Source organism: Mycolicibacterium pallens, from assembly GCF_019456675.1.
In the GTDB taxonomy this organism is placed as follows: Bacteria; Actinomycetota; Actinomycetes; order Mycobacteriales; family Mycobacteriaceae; genus Mycobacterium; species Mycobacterium crocinum.
The window spans coordinates 1,054,561-1,077,593 of the sequence record NZ_CP080333.1 but is presented as its reverse complement, the minus strand read 5'-3'; the positions used below and the strand labels follow the sequence as shown (position 1 = coordinate 1,077,593).

Sequence of the window (23,033 nt, the reverse complement as noted above, 5' to 3'; positions counted from 1 at the left end):
CAAGTCAGGTTTTGATCTGCGGCTTCAACGGCCGCAGCGTGCGCTCGCGGACCACACCCGTCCACAGCCCCGCCCCGTAGGCGAGGTCGTCGAGGCGTTTGAGCAACAGGTAGGCGAGTAGGCCGATCGGCTTGCCCTCGACGTCGGCGCTGCGGTTGCGGCGGATCCAGTCCTGCACTCCGTCGAGCACCGCGGCAACCAGGATCGCCTGCCTGCACCGCCGGGACACCAGGGCCGCCACCAAGGCCAGCGGCCAGTAGTGCCGGCAGACCGCCGCCGACAGTTGCAGCGCGGCGGCACCGATGCCGCGCAGGGCCAGCAGCACCACGTCGGAGATCCCGGCGTCGGTGTTCTGCATGGCTTTGGCCGTGCGCCGGGTGCTGACCCCGGCGAACACCAGCGAGGCCAGATAACCGGACACCGAGCCCAGCGCCATCAGCAACCACACCAGCAGGCTCCACGCCGAGATCACCACCGGCGCCGTCTTGTCCGGATGGCGGATCGAGAGCGGAGCGGCCGAGCTGCCATAGAATGCCTTGCGGCCCAGCCACTCCCGCATCTGGGTGCGGTGCTCGTGAGCCACCAGGGCGATCGGCTCGTAGCGCAGCCGGGAGCCCGATTCGATGAGCCGCCAGCACAGGTCGACGTCCTCACCCGACGGCAGCGTCTCGTCGAAGCCACCCACCTCGAGCAGTGCCGAGCGCCTTCCGATGATCGCCGCGCTGGGCACGTAGGACACCGGGCCGTAGGGCACCACCGGCGCCTCCCGCTCGCCGAGGTCCAGCGATGAGCGCACCGCCTCGTACCGGGCGACCAACTGATCGCTGTGGCCGAGCCCGACGATCCGGGGCGCGACCAACGCCACCGCGGGGTCGCAGAAGTGACCAAGCAGGGCCTCCAGCCAGCCGCGCCGCGGCACCACGTCGGAGTCCAGGAAGGCGACGAAATCCGTTGTGCAGGCAGCCAGTCCGGTGTTGCGGGCGGCCGCGGGGCCTTTGCTGCGCGGGTGGCGCAGCACTTCGACCTCACAGCGGGCGCCGGCGAAGTCGTCGGGCGCAACAGGGGTTTGCGAGCCGTCGTCGACCACCACCACCCGCATGCCGCGCAGCGACATGACCAGACGATAGAGTCCAAATGGGTTGTCGCGCACCGGGATGACGATCGTGACATCGCGGTGTGATGGGCCGCCGGCCGGTCGCGGGTGGGCCACCGTGGCGTCGAGCAGCGTGCGGGCCAGCTGGGCGCTCACCGCGTCGCGTACCTCGAGTCGACCGCCGTCGAGCAGCGTCTGGGCCGACGGCGCCAGGCGCAGCAGCCGGGTCGGTGAACCACCGAGCAGGGCCGAGCCCTCGGCGAGGGTGCGCACGCGACGGTCGACCTGTACCGCGAAGCCGTCGGGCAACCGCGGCTGGGTCATATCAACATCCCGTCATCGGCCGGGCGCCACCGGCCGATACGTCGCGAACAGTCGGCGACCATCTCCTCGAAGATGCGCTCACCCTCGACCGGGGTCGCCGTCGTCGGGTCACCCAACACGCCCACCTCACTCACCGCAGCCACCCCCCCGTGACGCATCTGCGGCAAAAGGGTAGCCAGTGGTGCCCTGTTCCCGCTACACCAGGCGTCGGTGTCGACATCCGCCGGTGAAATATGTAGCAATACAGACGTTTCCGTATGGCCGGCGTGGGCGTCGCCGCCCTCGGCGAGGCACGGGCACCAGGCGGCGTCGCGGCCCTCGGACCGCAACAGTCGCACGGCCGAACGCATCGCCTCCAGGTTGCCGCCGTGGCCGTTGACGAAGACGAGCCGCCGCGCCCAGCCGCAGGCCGACCGGCCGTATTCGACCAGCAGGGTCGTCAGCGCCTCGGTGCCGATCGAGACCGTCCCGGCGAAGCCCTCGTGCTCGCCGGAAGCGCCGTAGGCGATCGCAGGCGCGAGCAGATACTGATCGTGATGCGGACCGTTGAGGTCCTCGGTCGCGGTCCGGGCGACCGCGGTGGCGATGCGGGTGTCGGTGTCCAGCGGCAGGTGCGGACCGTGCTGCTCCGTCGAACCGACCGGGATCAAGATCGTGGGCCAGGTATCGCGAAGCTGCCTCGATGTCGAGTTGCCCAGCTCGCTCCGGAAAGCCACGCGCCGATGGTAGGCCGAATTCACCTGCCGTGCGCCAATTGTTCGAGGAGAAGACGGATTTCTTTCGCAATCGGGACGGCCCGATCCACCCGGAGCGTTCACCGTCGTCCCGTCAGTCACGCCAGTACCAGAGGCCCGCTTATGACGGCCTTAGTGCGCGTCGCCGCCTGGCACTCCGAGCGCCCGGACGAAGCCGTCCGGCACCAGGATGTCCTCCGGGGTCAGGTCGTGGACGGACGCCTTGCCGAGCCCCCGCAAGGCCGAGTCGATGCCGCCGGTCAGGATGTCGAGGACGTTCTCCACACCCGCCTGGCCGTTGGCTGCCAGGCCCCACAGGTAGGCGCGCCCGATCATGACCGCGCGGGCACCCAGCGCCAGGGCTTTGACCACGTCACTGCCCCGGCGGACACCGCCGTCCAGCAGCACCTCGACCTGGTCGCCGACCGCGGATGCGATGGCTGGCAGCGCCCTGATCGACGCCGGCGTGCCGTCGAGGTTGTTGCCGCCATGGTTGGACACCGAAATCGCCGAAACGCCAGCATCCACAGCGCGTTTGGCGTCGTCGATGCGCATGACGCCCTTGAGCATGAAAGGACCACCCCACAGCTCGCGCAGCCAGGCGATGTCGTCCCACGTCGGCGGGGGCGTGCCCATCCACTGGCCGTAGGCGTCGAAGAACGCCGGACCGGCCTCCCCCTTGCCGGCCTGGTTCGGCACCGACAGCGTCGGCGGTCGCAGGGTCTTGGCCCACTGGTAGAACCAGCGCGGTTTGGTCAGCACCTCGGGACTCATCTTGACCATGGTCTTGAGGTCCATCTTCTCCGGGATCTTGGGACTCCCCCAGTCCCGCCCGTGACTGAAGCTCCAGTCCGTGGTCACGATCAGACCGACGGCCCCGGCGGCGCGGGCCCGCTCGGCGCGCGCGGCGATGGCGTCCCGGTCGCCCAGCCAGTAGATCTGGAAGAACGTCTTTGGGTTGGCCGCGACGACCTCTTCGACGGGCTTGCTGGCAAACGACGACAACCCCATCGCGGTGCCGCGGGCCGCGGCGGCGCGGGCGACGGCCACCTCCCCGTCAGGGTGAACGGCCTGTACGCCGGTCGGCGAGATCAGCACGGGCAGCGACACATCCTGGCCCATGACAGTTGTTTCCATGTCTCGCTTTTCGAGCGCGCCGATGACGTGCGGCGCGAAGCCGAGCTCGTTGAAGGCCTCGTTGTTGCCGTTGACGGTGAGGCCCTTCTCACTGCCACCGATGAGTGCGCCGTACGCGGACTTGGGGAGACGCTTTTTCGCGCGCTCCTGTGCGATGGCGACGGTTTCGAACCAGGTGTCGCGTGCCATGAATCAGATCGGACTTTCGTTGCAGGGCTTGGCCGGCGGCCGGGTGGACAAGGTCAGCATGATCGGCTTGCCGCGGGAGTGGTCGGCGCTCGGGCGGGGCTTGTCCCGCTCGGTGGCCAGGGCGGGCACCCCGTAGCCCTCGACGCACTCCGGGTCGGGGCCGTCCAGTGGCAGGCCGGTGAAGAACTTCGCGGCCATGCAGCCGCCGCGGCAGGCGTCGTAGTGCCCGCAGCTGCCGCACGCGCCGGCCGACTGCGGCTCGCGCAGCTCGCGGAACAGGGGCGCGTTCTTCCACACGTTGTCGAAACCGTTGTCGCGCACGATGTTTCCGGCCAGGAAGCGGTCGTGGATGGCGAACGGGCAGGCGTAGACGTCACCGACCGGGTCGATCAGGCAGACCACTCGCCCGGCACCGCACATGTTCAGGCCGGCCAGCGCCCCCGGGGCGCCCAGGCCGGAGAGGTGGAAGAACGAGTCACCGGTGAGCACGCCCTCGCCCTTGGCGACCAGCCAGTCGTAGAGCGTCACCTGCTGCTCGGGAGTCGGGTGCAGTTCGTCCCAGACGTCGGCTCCACGCCCGGACGGACGCAACCGGGTGATGCGCAGGGTGGCGCCGTAGCGGTCGGCGAGAGCTTTGAATTCATCGAGCTGGTCGACGTTGTGGCGGGTGACCACCACGGAGATCTTGGCGTCCTTGAACCCGGCCGCGGCGAGGTTCTCCAGCGCGCGGGTGGCCATGTCGAACGAGCCGGGTCCGCGGACGGCGTCGTTGACGTCGGCGGTCGCGCCGTCCAGCGAGATCTGCACGTCGACGTAGTCACTGGCCGCCAGCCGCCCGGCGACCTCGGGAGTGATGCGCACACCGTTGGTGGAGAACTTGACCCCCACATGGTGCTCGGTGGCGTAGTCGACGAGCTCCCAAAAGTCCGGGCGCACAGTGGGTTCGCCGCCGCCGATGTTGACGTAGAAGACCTGCATACGCTCGAGCTCGTCGATGATGGCCTTGCACTGCGCCGTGGACAGCTCGCGCGGATCGCGCTTACCTGAGGACGAAAGGCAGTGCACGCACGCCAAGTTGCAGGCGTAAGTCAGCTCCCAGGTCAGGCAGATCGGCGCGTCGAGGCCTTGCTCGAACTGCTCGATCAGCCGGGGTACCGGTGCCACCGAAGTCATTGGGAATCCTTGCAAGTCAACATGTTCGAGGTAGCCAGCGTGCTCAACGCGTGCAGATAGGGCGCCTCGTCGGGCTCGTCGACCCCGGCGGCCCGCAGGGCGGAGCGCGCATCGGGATGTTCGTCTAGCGAGTTCACGACGGCGAGGAGGGTGCGGTTCTTCAAAAACGACAGCTTCCGGGTGCCGAAGTGGTACAGCAGCGCGCCGAAGGGCTCCGGTCGCACGGCCACCTGCGGATGCAGGCGCCAGCTGAGTGCCGGGTCGAAGGCCGACCCGGCCACAGCCGGATCGCCCACAGCGTGGGCGGGCACGGTCAGTAGACCCCGCACATCCCGTCGATGGAGACCTCTTCGACCAGCGTCTCGGTCACCAGTTCGGTTTCGGTCTCGGTTGCCTGGCTCGGCTCCATGAAAAGCACCCTTTCGTCGGCCTAGGTTCTCGACAATTGTGATCGAGATCGCAAGAATATGGCATCGAGTGCCGAAAAGAAAGAGGTGGGTCGATGACGGCTAGGGCCGGGGGTCCTCCGAGCGCCCGCGTAGGCCGGCGCCGGTCCACCACCCAGGACCACATCACCGACGTCGCACTCGACCTGTTCGCGAACTACGGGTTCGGCTCGGTCAGCGTCGACGACGTCGCCCAGGCATCGGGCATCGCGCGCCGCACCCTGTTCCGGTACTACCCGTCGAAGAACGCCATCCCGTGGGGTGATTTCGACGCCCACCTCCAGCACTTCCGCGATCTGTTCGCCCAAGTCGGCGACGATGAACCACTCAGCTCGGCATTGCGGTCAGCCTTGTTGGCGTTCAACACTTTTGACCCCTCCGAGACCGAGCGGCATCGTCAGCGGATGCGGGTCATCCTGCAGACCGCCGAGCTGCAGGCACACTCGATGACCATGTACGCCGGCTGGCGCGGTGTGGTCGCGGACTTCGTGGCCGAACGCACCGGCAGAAAGCCCGGTGACCTGGCCCCCCAATCGGTCGCCTGGCTGATGCTCGGGGTCGCGCTGTCGGCCTACGAGTACTGGCTGGCCGACGAGACCGTGTCGCTGCCGCAGGCAATCGGCGACGCGTTCGACATCGTCGCGCACGGGCTCGACGACCTGGACGGCCGAACTCGCTGAAAATTGTGCGTAGTTGAGCCTCGCGCGACGACGATAGGGGTGTGAGTGCGGATCCGGAACCACCCGATGCTCCGTACCGGCTGCTAGAGCTCTACGACGACGCACTACCGGTCGTCTACGGCTACTTCGTCCGCCGGTGCGGCGATCCGGCCACGGCCGAGGATCTCACCTCGGAGACCTTCCTGGCCGCAATGGACGCCGCCCGCCGATCGGCTCCCCCGCCGCTGGCCGTCCCGTGGCTGCTCGGCGTGGCCCGGCACAAACTGGCCGACCATTACCGGCGCCGCACAGCCAGATCCACCGTGCCGGTCGCCGACGTGCCGGAACCGGAGGCGGCCGACGAGTGGGACGCGCAGCTGGACCGCATCGTCGCCGAAAGCGTGCTCGCCCGGTTACCCGAACCGCACCGCGTCGTGCTTGCGCTGCGCTACATGGACGACTGCTCGGTACCGGAGTGCGCCGAGCTGATCGGACGCAGCGTGCACGCCACCGAAGCGTTACTCGTGCGCGCCCGGCGCGCTTTCAGGAAGCTCTATCCGGAGGGAGGTGTCTCATGACCGATCCACTACGGGTCCTGACCACCGAAGACCTTCCCGTACAACCTGATCCGTCCTTCGCGGCCCGGTTGCGAGCGCGACTGGAGGCCGTGGCGTCCCTGTCCGACACGACGAAAGGATTTGTGATGAGCGTCAGCACAGTCACCGAACCTCCCCGGCCCGCGGCCCTGCCCTACCTGACGGTGGCCGACGCCCGCGCTGCCATCGACTGGTACCGCGACGCCTTCGGCGCGGAACTGATCGGTGACCCGATCGTGATGGACGACGGTCGCATCGGCCATGCCGAGCTGGCGGTGGGCGGCGGTGTCCTGTACCTCGCCGACGAATTCGCCGACCTCGGACTGCGGGCCCCCGCGCCGGGGGTCAACTCGGTGAGCCTGATGCTGCACGTCGCCGACACGGACGCCGCACTGACCCGGGCGCGTGCCCGTGGCGCCGACGTGCAACGCGAACCGTACGAAGGTCACGGCGCCCGCAACGCCACCGTCCGCGACCCGTTCGGTCATCGCTGGATGCTCAGCGGGCCGGTCCGCGAGCCCATCCGGCACGGTGACATCGGGTTTGTGTCGGTGCGGACCCCGGATACCGCCCGAGCGGTCGCGTTCTATTCGCGCGTGCTGGGGTGGGCTTGCGACTCGACCGGCCGCGTGACCAATACCGTTGAGGCCATTGATATCTCACCCGCTGACCGGTCGACGCTGTTCTGCTGCTACGCGGTGGACGACGTGGACGAGTCGGGCGCGGCGATCCGTGCCGTCGGCGGCCGAATGGGCGTGACACGCGAAACCGCGGTGGGCACCGTCGTCGACGCCGTCGACGCCGAGGGCACCGCCTTCGCGGTGTACGTCCCCGACCCGGGCCAGCGGCGACCGCTGCTCAACGGGGCGGGTCCCGGTGAGCTGTCGTACGTGACATACGAGGTCGCGGATGCGACGACGTTCCGGGAGTTCTACGGCCGGGTTCTCGGGTGGACGTTCGAACGCGGTCGCGTCGCCGACGGCTGGGCGGTGCAGAACACACAGCCGATGTCCGGGGCCGCCGGCGGCTCGCAGGCGCCCAGCATCGTGCCGATGTGGACAGTCTCGGACATCGACGCGGCAGTCGACCGGGTCCGCGAGGCCGGTGGGACTGTTCTCGCCGCGCCCAGCCGGCAGCCCTACGGACTGATGGCCGAGTGCACTGACGACCAGGGCGGCCGGTTCTACCTCGGCGAGTTCTAGGACGCGGGAAGGACGTCGGAGATCGGGGCGCCGGAGGCGATCTTGCCGCGGGTCTTCATGACCTTGCCGGGCATACCGCCGCCGACCACACCGGCCACCACGCCGTCGCGTTCGTAGAAGGCCAGGAACTTGCGGCCGTCGTCCTCGACGATGTGCACGATGTCGGTGGCCTCCGGTTCGCCGAGGCACTGGATCTTGACGTCGTACTGGTCGCTCCAGAAGTACGGCACGACGATCACCGACGGCGCGTCCTGCCCCAGCATCGACGGCACGATGACGCGGGCCTGCTCGGCCACGTTGCTCCAATGTTCAACGCGCGCTTGATGTCCGGTGGCGTCACGCCAGGACGCGACATCGCCGAGTGCCCACACGTTGGGTGCGCTGGTGCGCCCGGCCTCGTCGCACACCACACCGTTGTCGATGGTGACGCCGCTGCCCTCCAGCCAGTCGGTGGCCGGGCGCGAGCCGATGCCGACCACCACGAGGTCGGCAGGCAGCTCACTGCCGTCGGACAACACCACGGTGCTCACGTGGCCGTTCTCGCCGCGCACTTCGGCCACCCCCACGCCGGGGCGCACGTCGACGCCCTCGGCGCGGTGCAGGCGGGTGACCAGATTTCCGACCTGCTCCCCCAGCACCGAGGCCAGCGGCGCGGGCTGCGGCTCGACCAACGTCACCTCGACGCCGAGCTTGCGCAGGCTCGCCGCCACCTCGCAACCGATGAAGCCGGCGCCGATGATCACCGCCTGCCGCGCCGATCCCGCGTGGGCGCGCAACGCCAGTGCATCGTCGAGGGATCGCAGGACCCGGATGCCCTCCAGGTCGGGGAACGACGGAATGCGCTTGGGCACCAACCCGGTGGCGATGACGAGTTCGTCGTAGCCCAGCACCGAGCCGTCGGCGAGCGTCACCGTCTGGGCGGCGGTGTCCAGCGAGGTGACCGCGCTGCCCAGCCGCAGGGTGATGTTGTTGTCGGTGTAGAACTCGGCGGGCTTGAGCGCGACATCGTCAAGGTCGGCGTGCAGCACGTCCTTCGACAGCGGCGGGCGGTCATAGGGCAGGTGCACTTCGTCGCTGACGATGGTGACCGGGCCGGTGTACTCGGACTTGCGCAACTGCTCGGCGGTGCGGGTGGCGGCCAGGCCGCCGCCGACGATCAGGATGCCGTTTTCACTCGTGCTCACGTGGTGTTCTTACACGATCGCCGCCACGAACTGCGTGCCAGCCTGCGCCAACCGACCGGTTAGGCGGGTGAGCGGTCGATCAGGTTGGACAGCACCACGATGCTTTCGCTGCGCTCGATATCGGCACTGGACCGGATGCGCTCGAGCGCCGCTTCCAGGTGACGCATGTCCCGGGCCAGCACATGCAGGATGGCGTCCGAGGTGCCGGTCACCGTGGCGGCGCTGATGATCTCCGGGATGTCAATCCAGGCCTCGCGCAACCGATCTGGCGCGATGGTGCCGTGGCAGTACACCTGAACGTAGGCCTCGGTGTTCCAGCCCAGTGCGCTGGGATCGATGACCGTGGTGAAGCCGCGGATCACGCCGGTGTCCAGCATCCGGTCGACGCGCCGTTTCACCGCAGGCGCCGACAGGTTCACCCGCTCGCCGATCTCGGCGAATGTGGCCCGCGCATGCTCGGCGAGTTCGGCGCGGATGCGCTCGTCGGTCTCGTCCAACCGGTCCATCGGCACCCTTCCCGTCCTGTACACAACAAATCACCGCAATGTTAGCTCTCACGCAATAGATCGTTCATAGACACGCAATAGGTGTCGATTGATTGCGTCCGGAGCCGCTTCTATCGTTATTTTCATGACGATATCCCCTGATGTCGCCGCCGAGTCGACGAGGACACCGCGCACCCAGCGACTCCGTCACTACGCCATGACCCCGCCGACGTACTTCACCGTCGAGTACGCGATCAACCCCTGGATGGACACCAGCACACCCGTCGACGCGCGGCTGGCGCTGGCCCAGTGGGAAAACCTGCGCGACACCTACGTTCGGCTCGGCCACACCGTCGACCTCGTCGCGCCGGTCGCCGGCCTGCCGGACATGGTCTATGCGGCCAACGCCGGACTGATCATCAACGGCACCGCGGTCGTCGCCCAGTTCAAGCACGCCGAGCGCTATGGCGAGTCAGTGGCCTATGCCGCCTGGATGGCCGAGCGGGGACACGACCCCGTCGCGACCCGCCATGTCAACGAGGGTCAAGGCGACCTTCTGGTCGTCGGTTCAATGATTCTGGCCGGCACCGGCTTTCGCACCCATCCGCACGCGCACGCCGAAATCGCCGACCTCACCGGTATGCCGGTGATCTCCCTGGAACTCGTTGATCCGCGGTTCTACCACCTCGACACGGCGTTGAGCGTGCTCGACGACAGCACGATCGCCTACTACCCGCCGGCATTCACCGACCACGCCCGCGCCCAGCTGCGCAGGCTGTTCCCGGACGCCATCGAGGTGGCGAGCACCGACGCCTACGTACTGGGACTCAACGCGGTGTCCGACGGCAAGCATGTCGTGCACCCCGCCCAGGCCACCGGATTCGCCGAGCAGCTCTATCACGCCGGCTTCCACCCGATCGGCGTCGATCTATCCGAACTGCTCAAGGGTGGCGGTTCGGTCAAATGCTGCACGCTGGAGGTGTTCTCATGACCGTCGCCGACACTCACACCATCGCCGGCGCGACCGCCGATGCCATCGCGCTGGACAACACCTATGCCGCGCACAACTATTCGCCACTTCCGGTGGTGGCCTCACACGCCCGCGGAGCGTGGATCACCGATGTCGAGGGCCGCCGCTACCTCGACTGCCTGGCCGCGTATTCGGCCGTCAACTTCGGTCACCACAACGACGAGATCGTCGCCACCGCCCACCGCCAGCTCGACGCGGTGACCTTGGTGAGCCGGGCATTCCACTCCGATCGACTCGGCCCGTTCTGCGCCGCACTCGCCGGGCTCTGCGGCAAAGACATGGTGCTGCCGATGAACAGCGGTGCCGAGGCCGTGGAGAGCGGACTCAAGGTCGCCCGGAAATGGGGAGCCGACGTCAAGGGCGTCCCGGCCGGTATGGCGAATATCATCGTGGCGGACAACAACTTTCACGGCCGCACGATCAGCATCGTCAGCTTCTCGTCCGACACGACCGCACGTGGCGGATTCGGTCCGTTCACCCCCGGCTTCCGGTCCGTACCGTTCGGGGACGTCGACGCCGTCGCGGCCGCCATCGACGAGAACACCGTCGCGGTGCTCATCGAGCCCATTCAGGGCGAGGCGGGCATCATCGTGCCGCCCGACGACTACCTGCCCCGGCTGCGCCAGGTGTGCACCCAACGCAACGTGCTGCTGATCGCCGACGAGATCCAGTCCGGCCTGGCGCGCATCGGCCACACCTTCGCCTGCGACCACTGGGGTGTGGTGCCCGACGTCTATCTGCTCGGTAAAGCGCTCGGCGGAGGCGTGGTGCCCCTGTCGGCGGTCGTCGCCGACCGCGACATCCTCGGCGTGCTCCATCCCGGCGAGCACGGCTCGACGTTCGGCGGGAACCCACTCGCCGCCGCCATCGGCTCCACCGTCGTGGGTATCCTTCGACGCGGCGAATTCCAGTCTCGCTCAGCCGAACTCGGACTCCATCTGCACGCGCGCTTGCGCTCGCTGATCGGCCGGGGTGTTCTCGCGGTGCGCGGCATGGGCCTGTGGGCCGGTGTCGATATCGACCCACGCCTGGGGACGGGCAAGCAACTCAGCCTCGCATTGGCCGAACGTGGTGTGCTGGTCAAAGACACTCACGGGTCGACGTTGCGGTTCGCCCCACCCTTGGTGATCACCAGCGACGAGATCGACTGGGCGGTCGAGCAGTTCGCATGCGTACTAGCCGCAGCGGGCTAGTACTTCATCACGCCGCGGTCGACGCTGATCTGCGAACCCGACAGCGTCGCGGAGTTGTCGCCGGCCAGCCAGACCACCACGTCCGCGACCTCGTCGACGCTCATGAAGTCGGACCGCTTGCCGGTCGCGCTCTGGCCGACCGGAAGGTAGGGCATCGGGGCGAAGCCGTGAAGGTAGCTGGGGTGTGCGGCGAAAACGCCCATCATGGCGTCGTTTTCGGTCATCGGCGTCGCCACCGAGTACGGGTGGATGGAGTTGACCCGGATGCCGTACTCACCCGCTTCGAGAGCCAGCGAGTTCGTCAGCGCAGTCAGGCCGTGCTTGGAGGCGGCATAGTGGCTGTTTCCGGGCGTGGCCTTCACACCGGCCGATGAGCTCACCACGATGATCGAGCCACCGTTGCCCGCCTCGATCATCGCCGGAACGACGGCCCGCAACGTGCGCCACGTGCCGGTGAGGTTGGTGTCGATGACGGTGTTCCACTGTTCGTCGGTCAACTCCCACAACCGGCCCCAGGACAGCACGCCGGCGTTGGCGACCAGGATGTCGAGCCGGCCGAACTGCTCGACACCGTCGGCCACGAGTTGGCGCACCGCGGCGTCGTCGCGGACGTCGACCGCACGGGCCAGCACCTTGCGCCCCTCGGCCTCCACCAACCGGACCGTCTCGTTCAGATCCTCGGCAGTGGTCCCGGGATAGGGAATGGTGTCACTGACGGACGCGCAGATGTCGGAGACAATCACGTCGGCGCCTTCGCGAGCCAGCCGTACGGCATGGGCCCGGCCCTGGCCGCGTGCGGCGCCCGTGACGAATGCCACTCGCCCTTCCAGCGTCCCCGACGGTGTTGTCATCAATGGTCCTTTCGTTCCGCTCAGGCCAGGCTAGCAAGAGAACTGGAACGTGTTCTAGATACCGCTCGGGACAGATTCCCCGAATATGACGTTGTGTTTGCCCGTCAGCCCGTCGGGTATTGCTGCTTGGCGGGTCCACAGGCCTTGATTGCCGAGAGACGCACCGGATTTCGAACCGCATCGCGCAGACCCGCGTCACAGCTAGCCCCTAGCCACGGGGTAGCGACATCCCCTCAGTACGGAAGTAGGGAAGATCCATGCCATTGACCATTCGTCGCATCGCACCCGCACTGCTGACCGGCGCGGCCGCCGCACTCATCGCGGCGCCGATCGCGTCCGCCACACCGCAGGACGAATGCACGGTTCCGCAGACCTCCACCTCGACGTGCCAGACGTCCGGCAACGTGGCGGTTCCGCAAGACCCGGCCGGGGGCGCGGGCAACGCCAACGACCAGAACGGGGCCTACGGGCCGAGCGGCAACACTCCCCCGGTGGGCGGCGGCCGCTGAGTCAGTAGTCGACTGGGTCGCGGACGATGGGGCAGGTCATGCAGTGCCCGCCGCCGCGTCCGCGGCCCAGCTCAGCCCCGACGATCGTGATGACTTCGACACCGGCCTTACGCAGCAACGAATTGGTGTGGGTATTGCGGTCATACGCAAGCACCACGCCCGGCTCGACGGCCACCAGGTTGTTTCCGCTGTCCCACTGCTGGCGCTCGGAGTCATACGCGGTGCCGCCGGTCTCGACCACCCGCAACGCGCCCAGACCCAGGGCGTTGGCGACGACCTCCACGAACGGTTTGGTCTCCTCGATGACATCCAACCCGCGCGGCGAATCGCTGGGCAGCAGCGTGAAAGCTGCGATGTTGTCCACGATTTCGGGGTAGATCGTCACCACGTCGCGATCGGCGAACGTGAACACCGTATCGAGATGCATGGCCGAGCGCAGCTTCGGCATCCCCGCCACGATGATCCGCTCGGCCGCACCGCTGTCGAACAGCGTCGCCGCCACCTGGGTGATGGCCTGGCGCGACGTGCGCTCGCTCATGCCGATCAGCACGACGCCGTTGCCCGGCACCAGCACGTCGCCGCCCTCGATTGTGGCCATCCCCCATGACTTTTCGGGGTCGCCCCACCACACCGTCGACCCGGTGAAGTCCGGATGGAACTCGTAGATGGCCTTCATCAACAGTGTTTCGTCATGCCGGGCCGGCCAGAAGAGCGGGTTGAGCGTCACCCCCGAATATATCCAGCACGTGGTGTCGCGGGTGTAGAGCGTGTTCGGTAGCGGTGGCATCAGGTATTCGGTGATGCCGGCGTGCTCGCGCGCCAAGGCTCGATAACCGGTGCCGAGCTCGACCGGTAGGTCGCGCGTGGACAATCCGCCGATCAGGAATTCAGTCAGGCGTCGGGTGGGCAGCTCGTCCAGAAATGATCGGGTGTCATCGACCAGCCCCATGCCGACCTCGTTGGCGACGATCTTCCGGTCGAGCAACCAGGTCCGGGCCTCGGGGATGTCCATCGTCTCGGTGAGCAGATTGTGCAGTTCGACCACTGCGACACCGCGGTCGCGCATCTTGTCCATGAAGTCGAAGTGATCCCGGCGCGCGTTCTGCACCCACAGCACGTCGTCGAAGAGCAGGTCATCGCAATTGGTCGGCGTCAATCGTTCGTGGGCCAGACCGGGTGAACACACCAGAACCTTGCGCAGCCTTCCGACTTCGGAGTGAACGCCATAGTCGGCAGAAGCATTCGTCATGTCGGTCCCCCTCTTGCGTCAGATGTCGATCGCCCCACTGGCCAAGGACACCACAGCGGCGATCGCCCCGATGACGATCACACCGAACAGCACCGCTTCAGCGGGCCTGAATATTCGCAGACCGCGTTCCCGCCGCGCCGTGAAATACAGCGCGGCAGCGGGTGCGTACAGGACACAGGACAACAACAACTTGTCCACACCCGCAGCACTGACGAGGAACAACGTGTATGCCGTTGCCACGGCGGCCACGATCATGTCCGGCACGCGGGATTTTCCATCGTCGTACGTCTCGCGGGTAACCGTCAGCTTGACCGCGTAGGCGGCCGCCAACAGGTAGGGAATCAGCGACAGTGCAGCGGTCAGGTCCAGCATGAAATCGAGTGCGTCAGCGGCGAACAACAACGCCACGAGCAGAATCGAGATCAAGCCGGCCGCCATGATCAACGCCGCCACCGGCGCACCGTGGCGGTTGGTGCGGGCCAGGAACCGCGGCATGTCGTCGGTTTTGGCGGGGATGTAGAGAACTTCGGCTGCCATCAACGTCCACGCCAGGTACGCGCCCAGCACCGAGACGATCACACCCACTCGGATGAGAATCGAACCCCACGTTCCGACAATCGATTCCAGTACCGCGGCCATCGACGGCTGATCGACACCGGCTAAATCGCCCTGCGGCATCACGCCATACGACACCAAGGTGACCAACGCGAAGACGCTGAGCACGCTGAGGAACCCGATCACCGTGGCCCGCCCGACGTCCTATCGCTTGCGGGCCATCCGGGAGTAGACACTGGCGCCTTCGATACCGAGGAATACGAAGACGGTGATCAGCATCGTGCCCTTCGCCTGCTCCCATACCGAGGCTGACGAATAGGCTTTGTCACCCCAGAAGTTATCGGCGAAGACATCGGCCTTGAAGGCGATGATCGCGATCACGATGAACATCAGGATGGGCACGACTTTGGCGATGGTGACGATGTAATTGATCACCGCGGCGTCCTTGACACCGCGCATCACCAGGAACGCGAACAGCCAGACCCCGACTGCGGACACCACCACTGCGAGCACTGTGTCGCCTGCGCCGAACCCCGGGATCAGCGCGCTTGTGGTCGCGGTGATGACGACCCAGTACGACGTGTTGCCCGCACAGGCGGAGGCCCAATAGCCGATGGCCGAGTTGAACCCGACATAGTCGCCGAAGCCGGCCTTGGCGTAAGCGAAGATACCGGCGTCGAGGTCGGGCTTACGGGTGGCCAGTCGTTGAAATACGAAGGCCAGCATCAGCATTCCTGTGCCGGCGATCGCCCAGGCGATCAGCGCTCCGAGCACGCCGGTCTCGACTCCGAAGCGCCGCGGCAGCAGGAAGACGCCCGATCCGATCATGGACCCGACCACCATGGCTGTCAGCGTCGGCAGGCTGACTTTCCCGTCAGCCTGCGTCGGCGCTTCGGTGGCCGCCATCAGCTACAGATCGGCGAGAATCTGTTGTCGCTTGGTGGTGTACTCAGCCTCTGTGATCGAACCGGTGGCCCGCAACGTCTCGAGTTCCTGAAGCCGTTGTGCGGTGGTCACTTCCGGTGCCGGTGGTGCGTATACCGGCGGCGGCGCCGTCTGGACCGGAGCCGCTTGCGGCGGTGCGGCGGCGGCCTGCTGTCCGGCTGCGGCCCGGCGGACCACGTCCATCACCTGTTGGCGCACAACCGGGTTGGACCGGATGTCGATGGTGCCGTTCATCGGAACACCGTTGGCCCGCAGGATCTGCATGATCTCCATCAGCGGGCCGGCCTGGCCGCGCAGGTCGTAGGTTTTGTTGTCCTCGGCGAGGGTGAACTGCGCAGGCACCACCCCGGCGATCAAAGCGCTGGCATTCCAATCGATTTCGTACTTCTGGGTGCCCGGTTCGACGAGCGCCACCAGTTTGTGGCTGTTGAGGATCTGCATGCGGGTCGGGCTCGACGCCATGGATTCCTGGGTGTCGAAGCCCTGATAGCCCGGCACGTCGAAGTGCAGGTTCACCTTGATCATCTGCTGGTCGTTGACAAACCAGTTGGTATCGGAGATCCCGGTGATCTGTGCCAGCACCAGGACACCGCGCTGATTCAGCTCCTCATGTCGCGCCGAGGATTTGATGCCGGCGTTGGTCAGCCAGAGCGCGGCCAGCACGTCAGCCGCGGTGATCAGCAGACCGGTCCAGAACATCCACCCGATATAGGGCCGCGCGAACGGACCGAGCGCGAAGTACACGATCAGGAAGATGGGACCGACGAGGCCGCCGAACAGCAGCACGGTCAACTGCGCTTTGATATACCGCCCCAACACTTGGCACACCCCTTCTCGGCCAGCAATGTCGGGATCAGACTAACGCCAAGACACTGCTGCTGACAGCCTTGTCAGGGTTCCTTCAGCAACCGGTCCAGGCCGGGCAATTGCGGGGTCAGTCGATTCACGACCACCTCGAGGTTGTTCTGCGCCGCGGGCGCAGCGGGCGCCGCGGGGGCGCGCACCGCGGGGGCGGCCTGCTGGGTGCGGGGTGCCGGGGGCACGTGATGAATGTCGACACTGTTCGCACTCACGATCAGGACCGCTGCGACGATCCCGCCGAGTACAGCGACCAGTGCCGCGCCGCCGAACAGAACCGACGGCGGGTATGCCGGCTGGTGAAAATCGTCGTCGTCCATGGCCTCAACCCCCGCGCTGAGATGCCGAAGCGTAGCACCGCACCACCGGCGCGAGGGCGGCTTGAACACAAACGAAAGCGGCGCCCACCCGAAGGTGAGCGCCGCTTCGCGACTGCTGTGTCAGATCACTTGAGGATCTTGGTGACCCGGCCGGCGCCGACGGTGCGGCCACCTTCACGGATCGCGAACCGCAGGCCCTCGTCCATGGCCACGGGCTGGATCAGCTTGACGGAGATGTCGGTGTTGTCACCGGGCATCACCATCTCGGTGCCCTCGGGGAGGGTCACCACGCCGGTCACGTCCGTGGTACGGAAGTAGAACTGCGGGCGGTAGTTGTTGAAGAACGGCGTGTGCCGGCCGCCCTCGTCCTTGGACAGGATGTAGACGCTGCCCTCGAACTCGGTGTGCGGGGTGGTGGTGCCGGGCTTCACGACGACCTGGCCGCGCTCGACGTCCTCACGCTTCACACCACGAACCAGCAGACCGACGTTGTCACCGGCCTGGCCCTGGTCGAGCAGCTTGCGGAACATCTCCACACCGGTGACCGTGGTCTTGGTGGTGGTGGGGCGGATGCCGACGATCTCGACTTCCTCGTTCACGTTGATCACGCCACGCTCGACACGACCGGTGACCACGGTGCCGCGGCCGGTGATCGTGAAGACGTCCTCGACGGGCATCAGGAACGGCTTGTCGGTGTCGCGGACCGGGTCCGGGATCGACTCATCGACGGCGTCCATCAGGTCCTCGACGCTCTTGACCCACTGCGGGTCGCCCTCGAGGGCCTTGAGCGCGGAGACCTTGATGACCGGGGCTTCCTCGTCGAACTCCTGGGCGGCCAGCAGTTCGCGGACCTCCATCTCGACGAGCTCGAGGAGCTCCTCGTCGTCGACCATGTCGGCCTTGTTCAGCGCCACCAGGATGTAGGGGACGCCGACCTGGCGGGCCAGCAGCACGTGCTCACGGGTCTGCGGCATCGGACCGTCGGTGGCGGCGACCACCAGGATCGCGCCGTCCATCTGGGCGGCACCGGTGATCATGTTCTTGATGTAGTCAGCGTGACCGGGGGCGTCGACGTGCGCGTAGTGACGCTTCTCGGTCTGATACTCCACGTGGGAGATGTTGATGGTGATACCGCGCTGACGCTCCTCGGGCGCATTGTCGATCTGGTCGAATGCGCGCGATTCGTTCAACTCCGGGTACTTGTCGTGCAGAACCTTGGTGATTGCTGCAGTCAGCGTGGTCTTGCCGTGGTCAACGTGACCGATGGTCCCGATGTTGACGTGCGGCTTCGTCCGCTCGAACTTCGCCTTCGCCACTTCTGTGTCCTCCTGGACTTGTTGGTGCTTTGGTTAAGCAGTTTCGATGTTTTCAGTTGTGGTCCGCCAAGCCGGCGGGCCAGGATTACTGGCCCGTCGCCTTCGCGATGATCTCCTTCGACACGTTCGCCGGAACTTCGGCGTACGAGTCGAACACCATGGAGTAGTTAGCCCGGCCCTGCGTCTTCGACCGAAGGTCGCCGACATAGCCGAACATCTCCGACAGCGGAACCTGTGCCTTGACGACACGCGCACCGCTGCGCTCCTCCATGGCCTGGATCTGACCACGGCGGGAGTTCAGGTCGCCGATCACGTCACCCATGTAGTCCTCCGGGGTGGTGACCTCGACGGCCATGATCGGTTCCAGGATCACCGGCTGCGCCATCGCGGCAGCCTTCTTCAGCACCTGGGAACCGGCGATCTTGAAGGCCATTTCCGACGAGTCGACGTCGTGGTAGGCGCCGTCGAGGAGCACGACCTTCAGGTTCACCAAGGGGTAGCCGGCCAGCACGCCGTACTGCATGGCGTCTTGGGCACCGGCATCCACCGACGGGATGTACTCACGCGGGATGCGACCACCGGTGACCTTGTTCTCGAACTCGTAGGTCGCACCGTCCTCGCCCTCGAAGGGCTCGAGGTTGATGATGACCTTCGCGAACTGGCCGGAACCACCGGTCTGCTTCTTGTGCGTGAACTCGACGTTGGTGGCCGGCCGCTTGATGGTCTCCTTGTAGGCGACCTGCGGCTTGCCGACGTTGGCCTCGACCTTGAATTCGCGGCGCATGCGGTCCACCAGGATGTCCAGGTGCAGCTCGCCCATACCGCCGATGACGGTCTGGCCGGTCTCCTGGTCCAGGTGCACCTTGAAGGTGGGATCCTCTTCGGCCAGCTTCTGGATCGAGAGGCTCAGCTTCTCCTGGTCACTCTTGGTCTTGGGCTCGATGGCGACCTCGATAACCGGATCGGGGAACGTCATCGACTCGAGCACGATCTGGTTGTTCGGATCGCTCAAGGTGTCACCGGTGGTGGTGTCCTTGAGGCCGATCACCGCGTAGATGTGACCGGCGGACGCCGACTCGACCGGGTTCTCCTTGTTGGAGTGCATCTGGAACAGCTTGCCCAGCCGCTCCTTCTTGCCCTTGGTCGAGTTGATGACCTGCGCACCGGAGTCGACCTTGCCCGAGTACACCCGGACGTAGGTCAGCTTGCCGAAGAACGGGTGCGTGGCGACCTTGAACGCCAGCCCGGAGAACGGCTCGTCGGCCGACGGCTTGCGCGAGATGATCTCGTCTTCCTTGCCCGGGACGTGGCCTTCGGCGGCCGGGACGTCCAGCGGGGTCGGCAGGTAGTCGATGACCGCGTCGAGCATGGGCTGCACGCCCTTGTTCTTGAACGCCGAACCGCACAGCACGGGGTAGCCGGCGCTGGTGACGGTGAGCTTGCGCAGACCGGCCTTGATCTCGGCGACCGTGAGCTCTTCGCCGCCCAGGTACTTCTCCATGAGCTCGTCGTCGGTCTCGGCGACGGCCTCGATCATGGCGGTGCGGTACTCCTCGGCCTTCTCCTGCAGCTCGGCCGGGATGTCGACGACGTCGTACTTCTCGCCGAGCTTCGTCTCACCGCGCCAGACCTTGGCCTTCATCTCGACCAGGTCGACGACGCCCTCGAAGTCACCTTCGGAGCCGATCGGCAGCTGGATCGGGACGACGTTGGCGCCGAGGCGGTCCTTCATCGTCTGCACCGAGAAGTAGAAGTCGGCACCCAGCTTGTCCATTTTGTTGACGAAGCAGATGCGCGGCACGTCGTACTTGTCGGCCTGACGCCAGACCTGCTCGGACTGCGGCTCGACACCTTCCTTGCCGTCGAAGACGGCTACGGCACCGTCGAGCACGCGCAGCGAGCGCTCCACCTCGACGGTGAAGTCGACGTGGCCCGGGGTGTCGATGATGTTGATCTGGTTGTCGTTCCAGAAGCAGGTGGTCGCAGCCGAGGTGATCGTGATACCCCGCTCCTGCTCCTGCTCCATCCAGTCCATCGTGGCGGCACCGTCGTGCACCTCACCGATCTTGTACGAGATACCGGTGTAGAAGAGGATGCGCTCGGTCGTCGTCGTCTTGCCGGCATCGATGTGCGCCATGATGCCGATATTGCGGACCTTGTTCAGGTCGGTCAGCACGTCCTGTGCCACGGCTAAATTCCCACTCTTTCGCTTGCTTGTTTGGTGTATTCAATGCGCCGCGCATGCCGCAACACTGCGGCCGCCGGCGTTGCGATCACCAGCGGTAGTGCGCGAAGGCCCGGTTCGCCTCGGCCATCTTGTGGGTGTCCTCACGCCGCTTGACTGCAGCACCCAGGCCATTGCTGGCGTCGAGGATCTCGTTCGCCAGCCGCTCGATCATGGTCTTCTCGCGGCGCGCCTTGGAGAAGCTGACCAGCCAGCGCAGGGCCAGCGTGGTGGAGCGATCAGGGCGCACCTCGACGGGAACCTGGTAGGTGGCGCCACCGACACGACGGCTGCGCACCTCGAGGGCGGGCTTGACGTTGTCGAGAGCGCGCTTCAGGGTGACGACCGGATCGGTGCCGGTCTTGTCACGAGCCTGTTCGAGCGCACCATAAACAATGCGTTCTGCCAGCGATTTCTTCCCGTCCAGCAGGACTTTGTTGACGAGCTGGGTGACCAGCTGCGACCCGTAGACCGGGTCGTTGACCAACGGGCGCTTCGGTGCGGGACCCTTGCGCGGCATCAGCTCTTCTCCTTCTTCGCGCCGTAACGGCTACGAGCCTGCTTGCGGTTCTTGACACCCTGGGTGTCCAGCGAGCCGCGGATGATCTTGTAGCGAACGCCGGGGAGGTCCTTCACACGACCACCGCGCACCAGCACCATCGAGTGCTCCTGCAGGTTGTGGCCCTCACCGGGGATGTAGGCGGTCACCTCGACGCCGGTCGTCAGCTTCACGCGCGCGACCTTGCGAAGTGCCGAGTTCGGCTTCTTCGGGGTGGTCGTGTACACGCGGGTGCACACGCCGCGGCGCTGCGGGCTGCCCTTGAGGGCCGCGGTCTTCACCTTCGCGACCTTGTCGGTGCGACCCTTGCGGACCAGCTGCTGAATGGTTGGCATCTACCGGCTTTCTTCTCTCGTACGTCTTTCGGCAATTCTCAAGTCTCTGTACTGCTGTTTTCGCCCCGCCGCGTACCCCGCTGCCGGGCGTGTCGCACGCACTGCGCACCGGTCGAACCCGATGCATACTGGACATGCGAATTGGCCCGGCGTGCGCGCATGCGTCCCCGCAAGCGCCCCTATCGGCCCGGCACGAGCTTCTACGATACCAGGCGCGGCACGCCCCTCCAAACTCGGCGTACGGCGCCTTACTGCAGGTCAACGCGTGAATGTCGGCGTCGGTTCCCGATGGGCCGGTCAATCGGTGCCCGTCAGGTGGTCAGTCGCGCGCCCCGCTGCGGTGGGCCATTCCGGCGGCCAGGCGCAGCACCATGTCGGAGAACACGACGTCGGTGTCGACCATGTCCATCACACCGGTCATCTCCAGCAGAACGAACCCGTGCAGCGCCGCCCAGAACTCCAGCGAGGCATAGAACGCGTCGTCGCCGTCCAGGCCGTAGGACGCCAGCACCTCGATGACCGGGGCGGCCGCGGCGTGCGAGGCGGCGGTGAACTCGGGGTCGTCGCCGCCCAGCGGCATGCGGGTGAACGCCGAGTACCGGCCCGGGTGGTGATGGGCATAGCTGCGGTAGGCGCTGGCCATCGCGGTGACGGCGTCGTCGCGGGTTCGCCCCTGCCCGACGGTCGACAGCATCTGCAGGATGTCGTCGATGACGTGCATGCGGACTGTGCGGCGCAGGTCTTCCAGGCTGTGCACGTGGTTGTACAGCGACGGGCCCTTGGTGCCCAGCTGGGTGGCCAGTGCGTTGATGGTCAGGCCGTCCCAGCCCTCGCGGTCGAGGAAGGTCAGGGCCGCGTTCACGATGACCTCGCGGCTCAGCTTGGCTGACCTCGCCGACGACCGGTTGCCGGCGCGCGGCCGGTCGGCCGCCGGGTCCGGTTCCGGCTCAGATGTCATCACGAGGCCCTTCGATGGTGGATCGACGAAGAACTCTAGTTGACCGACCGGCAGCCACGTAGGCTCCAACTCGGGTTGGGTGGAAAGAGAGGCATGTCGGTGAGCTGGGGACACCGCGGCTGCGCGTTCATCACGACCTGCGTAGCCGCTCTGACGGCGGGGATCACCGGCACGGTCGCATCGCCGGTGGCGCATGCGAAGAACGGCGACACCCACATCGTCGGCATCGGCATTGTTCAGACGATCGACTGCAACGGCTCGACGTTGTTCATCAACGGGGCCGAGAACCAGATCACCGCGTTGGGCTCGTGCTGGGCGGTCACCACGCAGGGGTCGTCGAACACCGTGATCGCCGATAACGTCGTCAATGACATCACGGTCTACGGGTGGGACCAGACGGTCCTCTACAAGAGCGGCGAACCCTTCGTCCTCGACCGCGGCCGCGAGTTGGGAATGACGAACCGGATCGACCGCGTTCCGGCGTAATCGCGAAGGACGGATGCCGATGCACTCCCCCACCCTCATCGCTGGGATCGGCGTTCTCGCCGCCATCGTCGTGGCCGGCTGCGGATCCACCAGCAAGGATTCACCGTCGCCGACGGCCACCGCCGGAAGCTCAGGAGCTCAGGTGGAGGTGGGCAACACCATCAACTACGGCTCGTTCGGCACCACCGCCGAGATCGATTGTGCGGACGGCAAATCCCTGAACGTCGGTGGCTCGAACAACACGCTGACCGTGAAGGGAACCTGCGCGTCGGTCAACATCGGCGGCGCGGACAACAAGATCACCTTCGACAAGATCGACAAGGAACTGTCGGTCGTCGGCCTCAACAACACGATCAACTACAAGGGCGATCCGAAGGTGAACAATCTCGGCTCGGGCAACACGCTCAACAAGTCCTAGTTGCT

General features: G+C 66.4%; 25 protein-coding genes and 1 pseudogene. 8 read left to right on the top strand and 18 right to left on the bottom strand.

Annotation, left to right across the window (positions count from 1 at the left end):
• Nucleotides 1–4: 4 nt before the first annotated feature.
• The 6 genes from mftF to mftA form a co-directional block, all read right to left on the bottom strand.
• Complete coding sequence (mftF, locus tag K0O64_RS05100) at nucleotides 5–1,417, bottom strand: mycofactocin biosynthesis glycosyltransferase MftF (protein ID WP_071947486.1); 1,413 nt, start codon at nucleotides 1,415–1,417, stop codon at nucleotides 5–7.
• A complete protein-coding gene (gene mftE, locus K0O64_RS05095) occupies nucleotides 1,414–2,157 on the bottom strand; it encodes a mycofactocin biosynthesis peptidyl-dipeptidase MftE (RefSeq protein WP_071947487.1) in 744 nt (247 codons plus the stop codon). The genes mftF and mftE overlap by 4 nt, the downstream gene beginning before the upstream one ends.
• Nucleotides 2,158–2,283: 126 nt before the next feature.
• Nucleotides 2,284–3,477 carry a pre-mycofactocin synthase MftD gene (gene mftD / locus K0O64_RS05090; protein WP_220046176.1) on the bottom strand — a complete coding sequence of 398 codons (1,194 nt, stop codon included), beginning with the start codon at nucleotides 3,475–3,477 and terminating at the stop codon, nucleotides 2,284–2,286.
• Between the two features lie 3 nt (nucleotides 3,478–3,480).
• Entirely contained in the window at nucleotides 3,481–4,650 is a 1,170-nt protein-coding gene (mftC, locus tag K0O64_RS05085; RefSeq protein WP_071947489.1) for a mycofactocin radical SAM maturase, read from the bottom strand.
• On the bottom strand, nucleotides 4,647–4,961 hold the full coding sequence (gene mftB, locus K0O64_RS05080; RefSeq protein ID WP_225933631.1) for a mycofactocin biosynthesis chaperone MftB: 315 nt from the start codon (nucleotides 4,959–4,961) through the stop codon (nucleotides 4,647–4,649). The genes mftC and mftB overlap by 4 nt, the downstream gene beginning before the upstream one ends.
• 2 nt (nucleotides 4,962–4,963) lie before the next feature.
• Complete coding sequence (mftA, locus tag K0O64_RS05075) at nucleotides 4,964–5,059, bottom strand: mycofactocin precursor MftA (RefSeq protein WP_071947491.1); 96 nt, start codon at nucleotides 5,057–5,059, stop codon at nucleotides 4,964–4,966.
• Between the two features lie 93 nt (nucleotides 5,060–5,152).
• Between mftA and mftR the strand changes: the two genes are divergently transcribed.
• Genes mftR through K0O64_RS05060 form a run of 3 tightly spaced genes read left to right on the top strand, consistent with a single transcriptional unit; the run spans nucleotide 5,153 to nucleotide 7,553 of the window.
• A complete protein-coding gene (gene mftR, locus K0O64_RS05070; RefSeq protein WP_071947492.1) occupies nucleotides 5,153–5,776 on the top strand; it encodes a mycofactocin system transcriptional regulator MftR in 624 nt (207 codons plus the stop codon).
• Nucleotides 5,777–5,817: 41 nt separating this feature from the next.
• Nucleotides 5,818–6,333, top strand: a complete 516-nt coding sequence (locus K0O64_RS05065) for an RNA polymerase sigma factor (protein ID WP_071947493.1) — start codon at nucleotides 5,818–5,820, stop codon at nucleotides 6,331–6,333.
• Complete coding sequence (locus K0O64_RS05060; protein ID WP_071947494.1) at nucleotides 6,330–7,553, top strand: VOC family protein; 1,224 nt, start codon at nucleotides 6,330–6,332, stop codon at nucleotides 7,551–7,553. The genes K0O64_RS05065 and K0O64_RS05060 overlap by 4 nt, the downstream gene beginning before the upstream one ends.
• On the opposite strand, the gene K0O64_RS05055 is transcribed toward K0O64_RS05060, so the two are convergent.
• A complete protein-coding gene (locus tag K0O64_RS05055) occupies nucleotides 7,550–8,737 on the bottom strand; it encodes an NAD(P)/FAD-dependent oxidoreductase (protein WP_071947495.1) in 1,188 nt (395 codons plus the stop codon). The genes K0O64_RS05060 and K0O64_RS05055 overlap by 4 nt on opposite strands.
• 59 nt (nucleotides 8,738–8,796) lie before the next feature.
• Nucleotides 8,797–9,243 (bottom strand): Rv2324 family transcriptional regulator, encoded by a 447-nt coding sequence (locus tag K0O64_RS05050; RefSeq protein ID WP_220046174.1) that lies wholly within the window; start codon nucleotides 9,241–9,243, stop codon nucleotides 8,797–8,799.
• Nucleotides 9,244–9,367: 124 nt separating this feature from the next.
• On the opposite strand from K0O64_RS05050, the gene ddaH reads away from it, so the two are divergent.
• Complete coding sequence (gene ddaH, locus K0O64_RS05045; protein WP_071947497.1) at nucleotides 9,368–10,213, top strand: dimethylargininase; 846 nt, start codon at nucleotides 9,368–9,370, stop codon at nucleotides 10,211–10,213.
• Entirely contained in the window at nucleotides 10,210–11,445 is a 1,236-nt protein-coding gene (gene rocD / locus K0O64_RS05040) for an ornithine--oxo-acid transaminase (RefSeq protein WP_220046173.1), read from the top strand. The genes ddaH and rocD overlap by 4 nt, the downstream gene beginning before the upstream one ends.
• Here rocD and K0O64_RS05035 read toward each other — a convergent pair.
• The gene (locus K0O64_RS05035) at nucleotides 11,442–12,296 is read right to left on the bottom strand and encodes a mycofactocin-coupled SDR family oxidoreductase (protein ID WP_096310178.1); all 855 of its coding nucleotides are present in this window, start codon (nucleotides 12,294–12,296) and stop codon (nucleotides 11,442–11,444) included. The genes rocD and K0O64_RS05035 overlap by 4 nt on opposite strands.
• A 257-nt stretch (nucleotides 12,297–12,553) precedes the next feature.
• Here K0O64_RS05035 and K0O64_RS05030 point away from each other — a divergent pair, with 257 nt between their 5' ends.
• Entirely contained in the window at nucleotides 12,554–12,805 is a 252-nt protein-coding gene (locus tag K0O64_RS05030; protein WP_220046172.1) for a hypothetical protein, read from the top strand.
• A gap of 1 nt (nucleotide 12,806) precedes the next feature.
• On the opposite strand, the gene arcA is transcribed toward K0O64_RS05030, so the two are convergent.
• The 9 genes and pseudogenes from arcA to K0O64_RS04985 form a co-directional block, all read right to left on the bottom strand.
• Nucleotides 12,807–14,054, bottom strand: a complete 1,248-nt coding sequence (gene arcA / locus K0O64_RS05025) for an arginine deiminase (protein ID WP_220046171.1) — start codon at nucleotides 14,052–14,054, stop codon at nucleotides 12,807–12,809.
• Nucleotides 14,055–14,072: 18 nt separating this feature from the next.
• Nucleotides 14,073–15,515: pseudogene (locus K0O64_RS05020) on the bottom strand (basic amino acid/polyamine antiporter).
• Nucleotides 15,516–15,518: 3 nt separating this feature from the next.
• Nucleotides 15,519–16,373 (bottom strand): SHOCT domain-containing protein, encoded by an 855-nt coding sequence (locus K0O64_RS05015; RefSeq protein WP_071947502.1) that lies wholly within the window; start codon nucleotides 16,371–16,373, stop codon nucleotides 15,519–15,521.
• Nucleotides 16,374–16,444: 71 nt separating this feature from the next.
• Nucleotides 16,445–16,732, bottom strand: coding sequence for a hypothetical protein (locus tag K0O64_RS05010; RefSeq protein ID WP_071947503.1), 288 nt, complete (start codon nucleotides 16,730–16,732; stop codon nucleotides 16,445–16,447).
• Between the two features lie 125 nt (nucleotides 16,733–16,857).
• On the bottom strand, nucleotides 16,858–18,048 hold the full coding sequence (tuf, locus tag K0O64_RS05005) for an elongation factor Tu (protein WP_071947504.1): 1,191 nt from the start codon (nucleotides 18,046–18,048) through the stop codon (nucleotides 16,858–16,860).
• A gap of 85 nt (nucleotides 18,049–18,133) precedes the next feature.
• On the bottom strand, nucleotides 18,134–20,236 hold the full coding sequence (gene fusA / locus K0O64_RS05000) for an elongation factor G (protein WP_071947505.1): 2,103 nt from the start codon (nucleotides 20,234–20,236) through the stop codon (nucleotides 18,134–18,136).
• An 85-nt stretch (nucleotides 20,237–20,321) separates the two neighbouring features.
• Nucleotides 20,322–20,792, bottom strand: coding sequence for a 30S ribosomal protein S7 (gene rpsG, locus K0O64_RS04995; protein ID WP_003881868.1), 471 nt, complete (start codon nucleotides 20,790–20,792; stop codon nucleotides 20,322–20,324).
• The gene (gene rpsL / locus K0O64_RS04990; protein WP_036343468.1) at nucleotides 20,792–21,166 is read right to left on the bottom strand and encodes a 30S ribosomal protein S12; all 375 of its coding nucleotides are present in this window, start codon (nucleotides 21,164–21,166) and stop codon (nucleotides 20,792–20,794) included. Before rpsL ends, rpsG begins: the two co-directional genes overlap by 1 nt.
• A 319-nt stretch (nucleotides 21,167–21,485) precedes the next feature.
• A complete protein-coding gene (locus tag K0O64_RS04985; RefSeq protein ID WP_071947506.1) occupies nucleotides 21,486–22,124 on the bottom strand; it encodes a TetR/AcrR family transcriptional regulator in 639 nt (212 codons plus the stop codon).
• Between the two features lie 93 nt (nucleotides 22,125–22,217).
• Between K0O64_RS04985 and K0O64_RS04980 the strand changes: the two genes are divergently transcribed.
• Both K0O64_RS04980 and K0O64_RS04975 read left to right on the top strand, forming a co-directional pair.
• Nucleotides 22,218–22,610, top strand: coding sequence for a DUF3060 domain-containing protein (locus K0O64_RS04980; RefSeq protein WP_071947507.1), 393 nt, complete (start codon nucleotides 22,218–22,220; stop codon nucleotides 22,608–22,610).
• A 19-nt stretch (nucleotides 22,611–22,629) separates the two neighbouring features.
• Nucleotides 22,630–23,028 (top strand): DUF3060 domain-containing protein, encoded by a 399-nt coding sequence (locus K0O64_RS04975; protein ID WP_096312697.1) that lies wholly within the window; start codon nucleotides 22,630–22,632, stop codon nucleotides 23,026–23,028.
• The last annotated feature ends 5 nt before the right edge of the window (nucleotides 23,029–23,033 follow it).

Excerpts from the sequence above, each read along its gene's own strand:
- K0O64_RS05030 (WP_220046172.1), top strand. The coding sequence starts at position 12,554 with ATGCCATTGACCATTCGTCGCATCGCACCCGCACTGCTGACCGGCGCG.
- K0O64_RS05060 (WP_071947494.1), top strand. The coding sequence starts at position 6,330 with ATGACCGATCCACTACGGGTCCTGACCACCGAAGACCTTCCCGTACAA.
- mftA (WP_071947491.1), bottom strand. The coding sequence starts at position 5,059 with ATGGAGCCGAGCCAGGCAACCGAGACCGAAACCGAACTGGTGACCGAG.
- rocD (WP_220046173.1), top strand. The coding sequence starts at position 10,210 with ATGACCGTCGCCGACACTCACACCATCGCCGGCGCGACCGCCGATGCC.
- mftF (WP_071947486.1), bottom strand. The coding sequence starts at position 1,417 with ATGACCCAGCCGCGGTTGCCCGACGGCTTCGCGGTACAGGTCGACCGT.
- ddaH (WP_071947497.1), top strand. The coding sequence starts at position 9,368 with ATGACGATATCCCCTGATGTCGCCGCCGAGTCGACGAGGACACCGCGC.
- K0O64_RS04975 (WP_096312697.1), top strand. The coding sequence starts at position 22,630 with ATGCACTCCCCCACCCTCATCGCTGGGATCGGCGTTCTCGCCGCCATC.
- K0O64_RS04985 (WP_071947506.1), bottom strand. The coding sequence starts at position 22,124 with ATGACATCTGAGCCGGAACCGGACCCGGCGGCCGACCGGCCGCGCGCC.
- K0O64_RS05050 (WP_220046174.1), bottom strand. The coding sequence starts at position 9,243 with ATGGACCGGTTGGACGAGACCGACGAGCGCATCCGCGCCGAACTCGCC.
- mftR (WP_071947492.1), top strand. The coding sequence starts at position 5,153 with ATGACGGCTAGGGCCGGGGGTCCTCCGAGCGCCCGCGTAGGCCGGCGC.
- K0O64_RS04980 (WP_071947507.1), top strand. The coding sequence starts at position 22,218 with ATGTCGGTGAGCTGGGGACACCGCGGCTGCGCGTTCATCACGACCTGC.
- K0O64_RS05010 (WP_071947503.1), bottom strand. The coding sequence starts at position 16,732 with ATGGACGACGACGATTTTCACCAGCCGGCATACCCGCCGTCGGTTCTG.
- rpsG (WP_003881868.1), bottom strand. The coding sequence starts at position 20,792 with ATGCCGCGCAAGGGTCCCGCACCGAAGCGCCCGTTGGTCAACGACCCG.
- rpsL (WP_036343468.1), bottom strand. The coding sequence starts at position 21,166 with ATGCCAACCATTCAGCAGCTGGTCCGCAAGGGTCGCACCGACAAGGTC.
- mftD (WP_220046176.1), bottom strand. The coding sequence starts at position 3,477 with ATGGCACGCGACACCTGGTTCGAAACCGTCGCCATCGCACAGGAGCGC.
- K0O64_RS05035 (WP_096310178.1), bottom strand. The coding sequence starts at position 12,296 with ATGACAACACCGTCGGGGACGCTGGAAGGGCGAGTGGCATTCGTCACG.
- mftC (WP_071947489.1), bottom strand. The coding sequence starts at position 4,650 with ATGACTTCGGTGGCACCGGTACCCCGGCTGATCGAGCAGTTCGAGCAA.
- arcA (WP_220046171.1), bottom strand. The coding sequence starts at position 14,054 with ATGACGAATGCTTCTGCCGACTATGGCGTTCACTCCGAAGTCGGAAGG.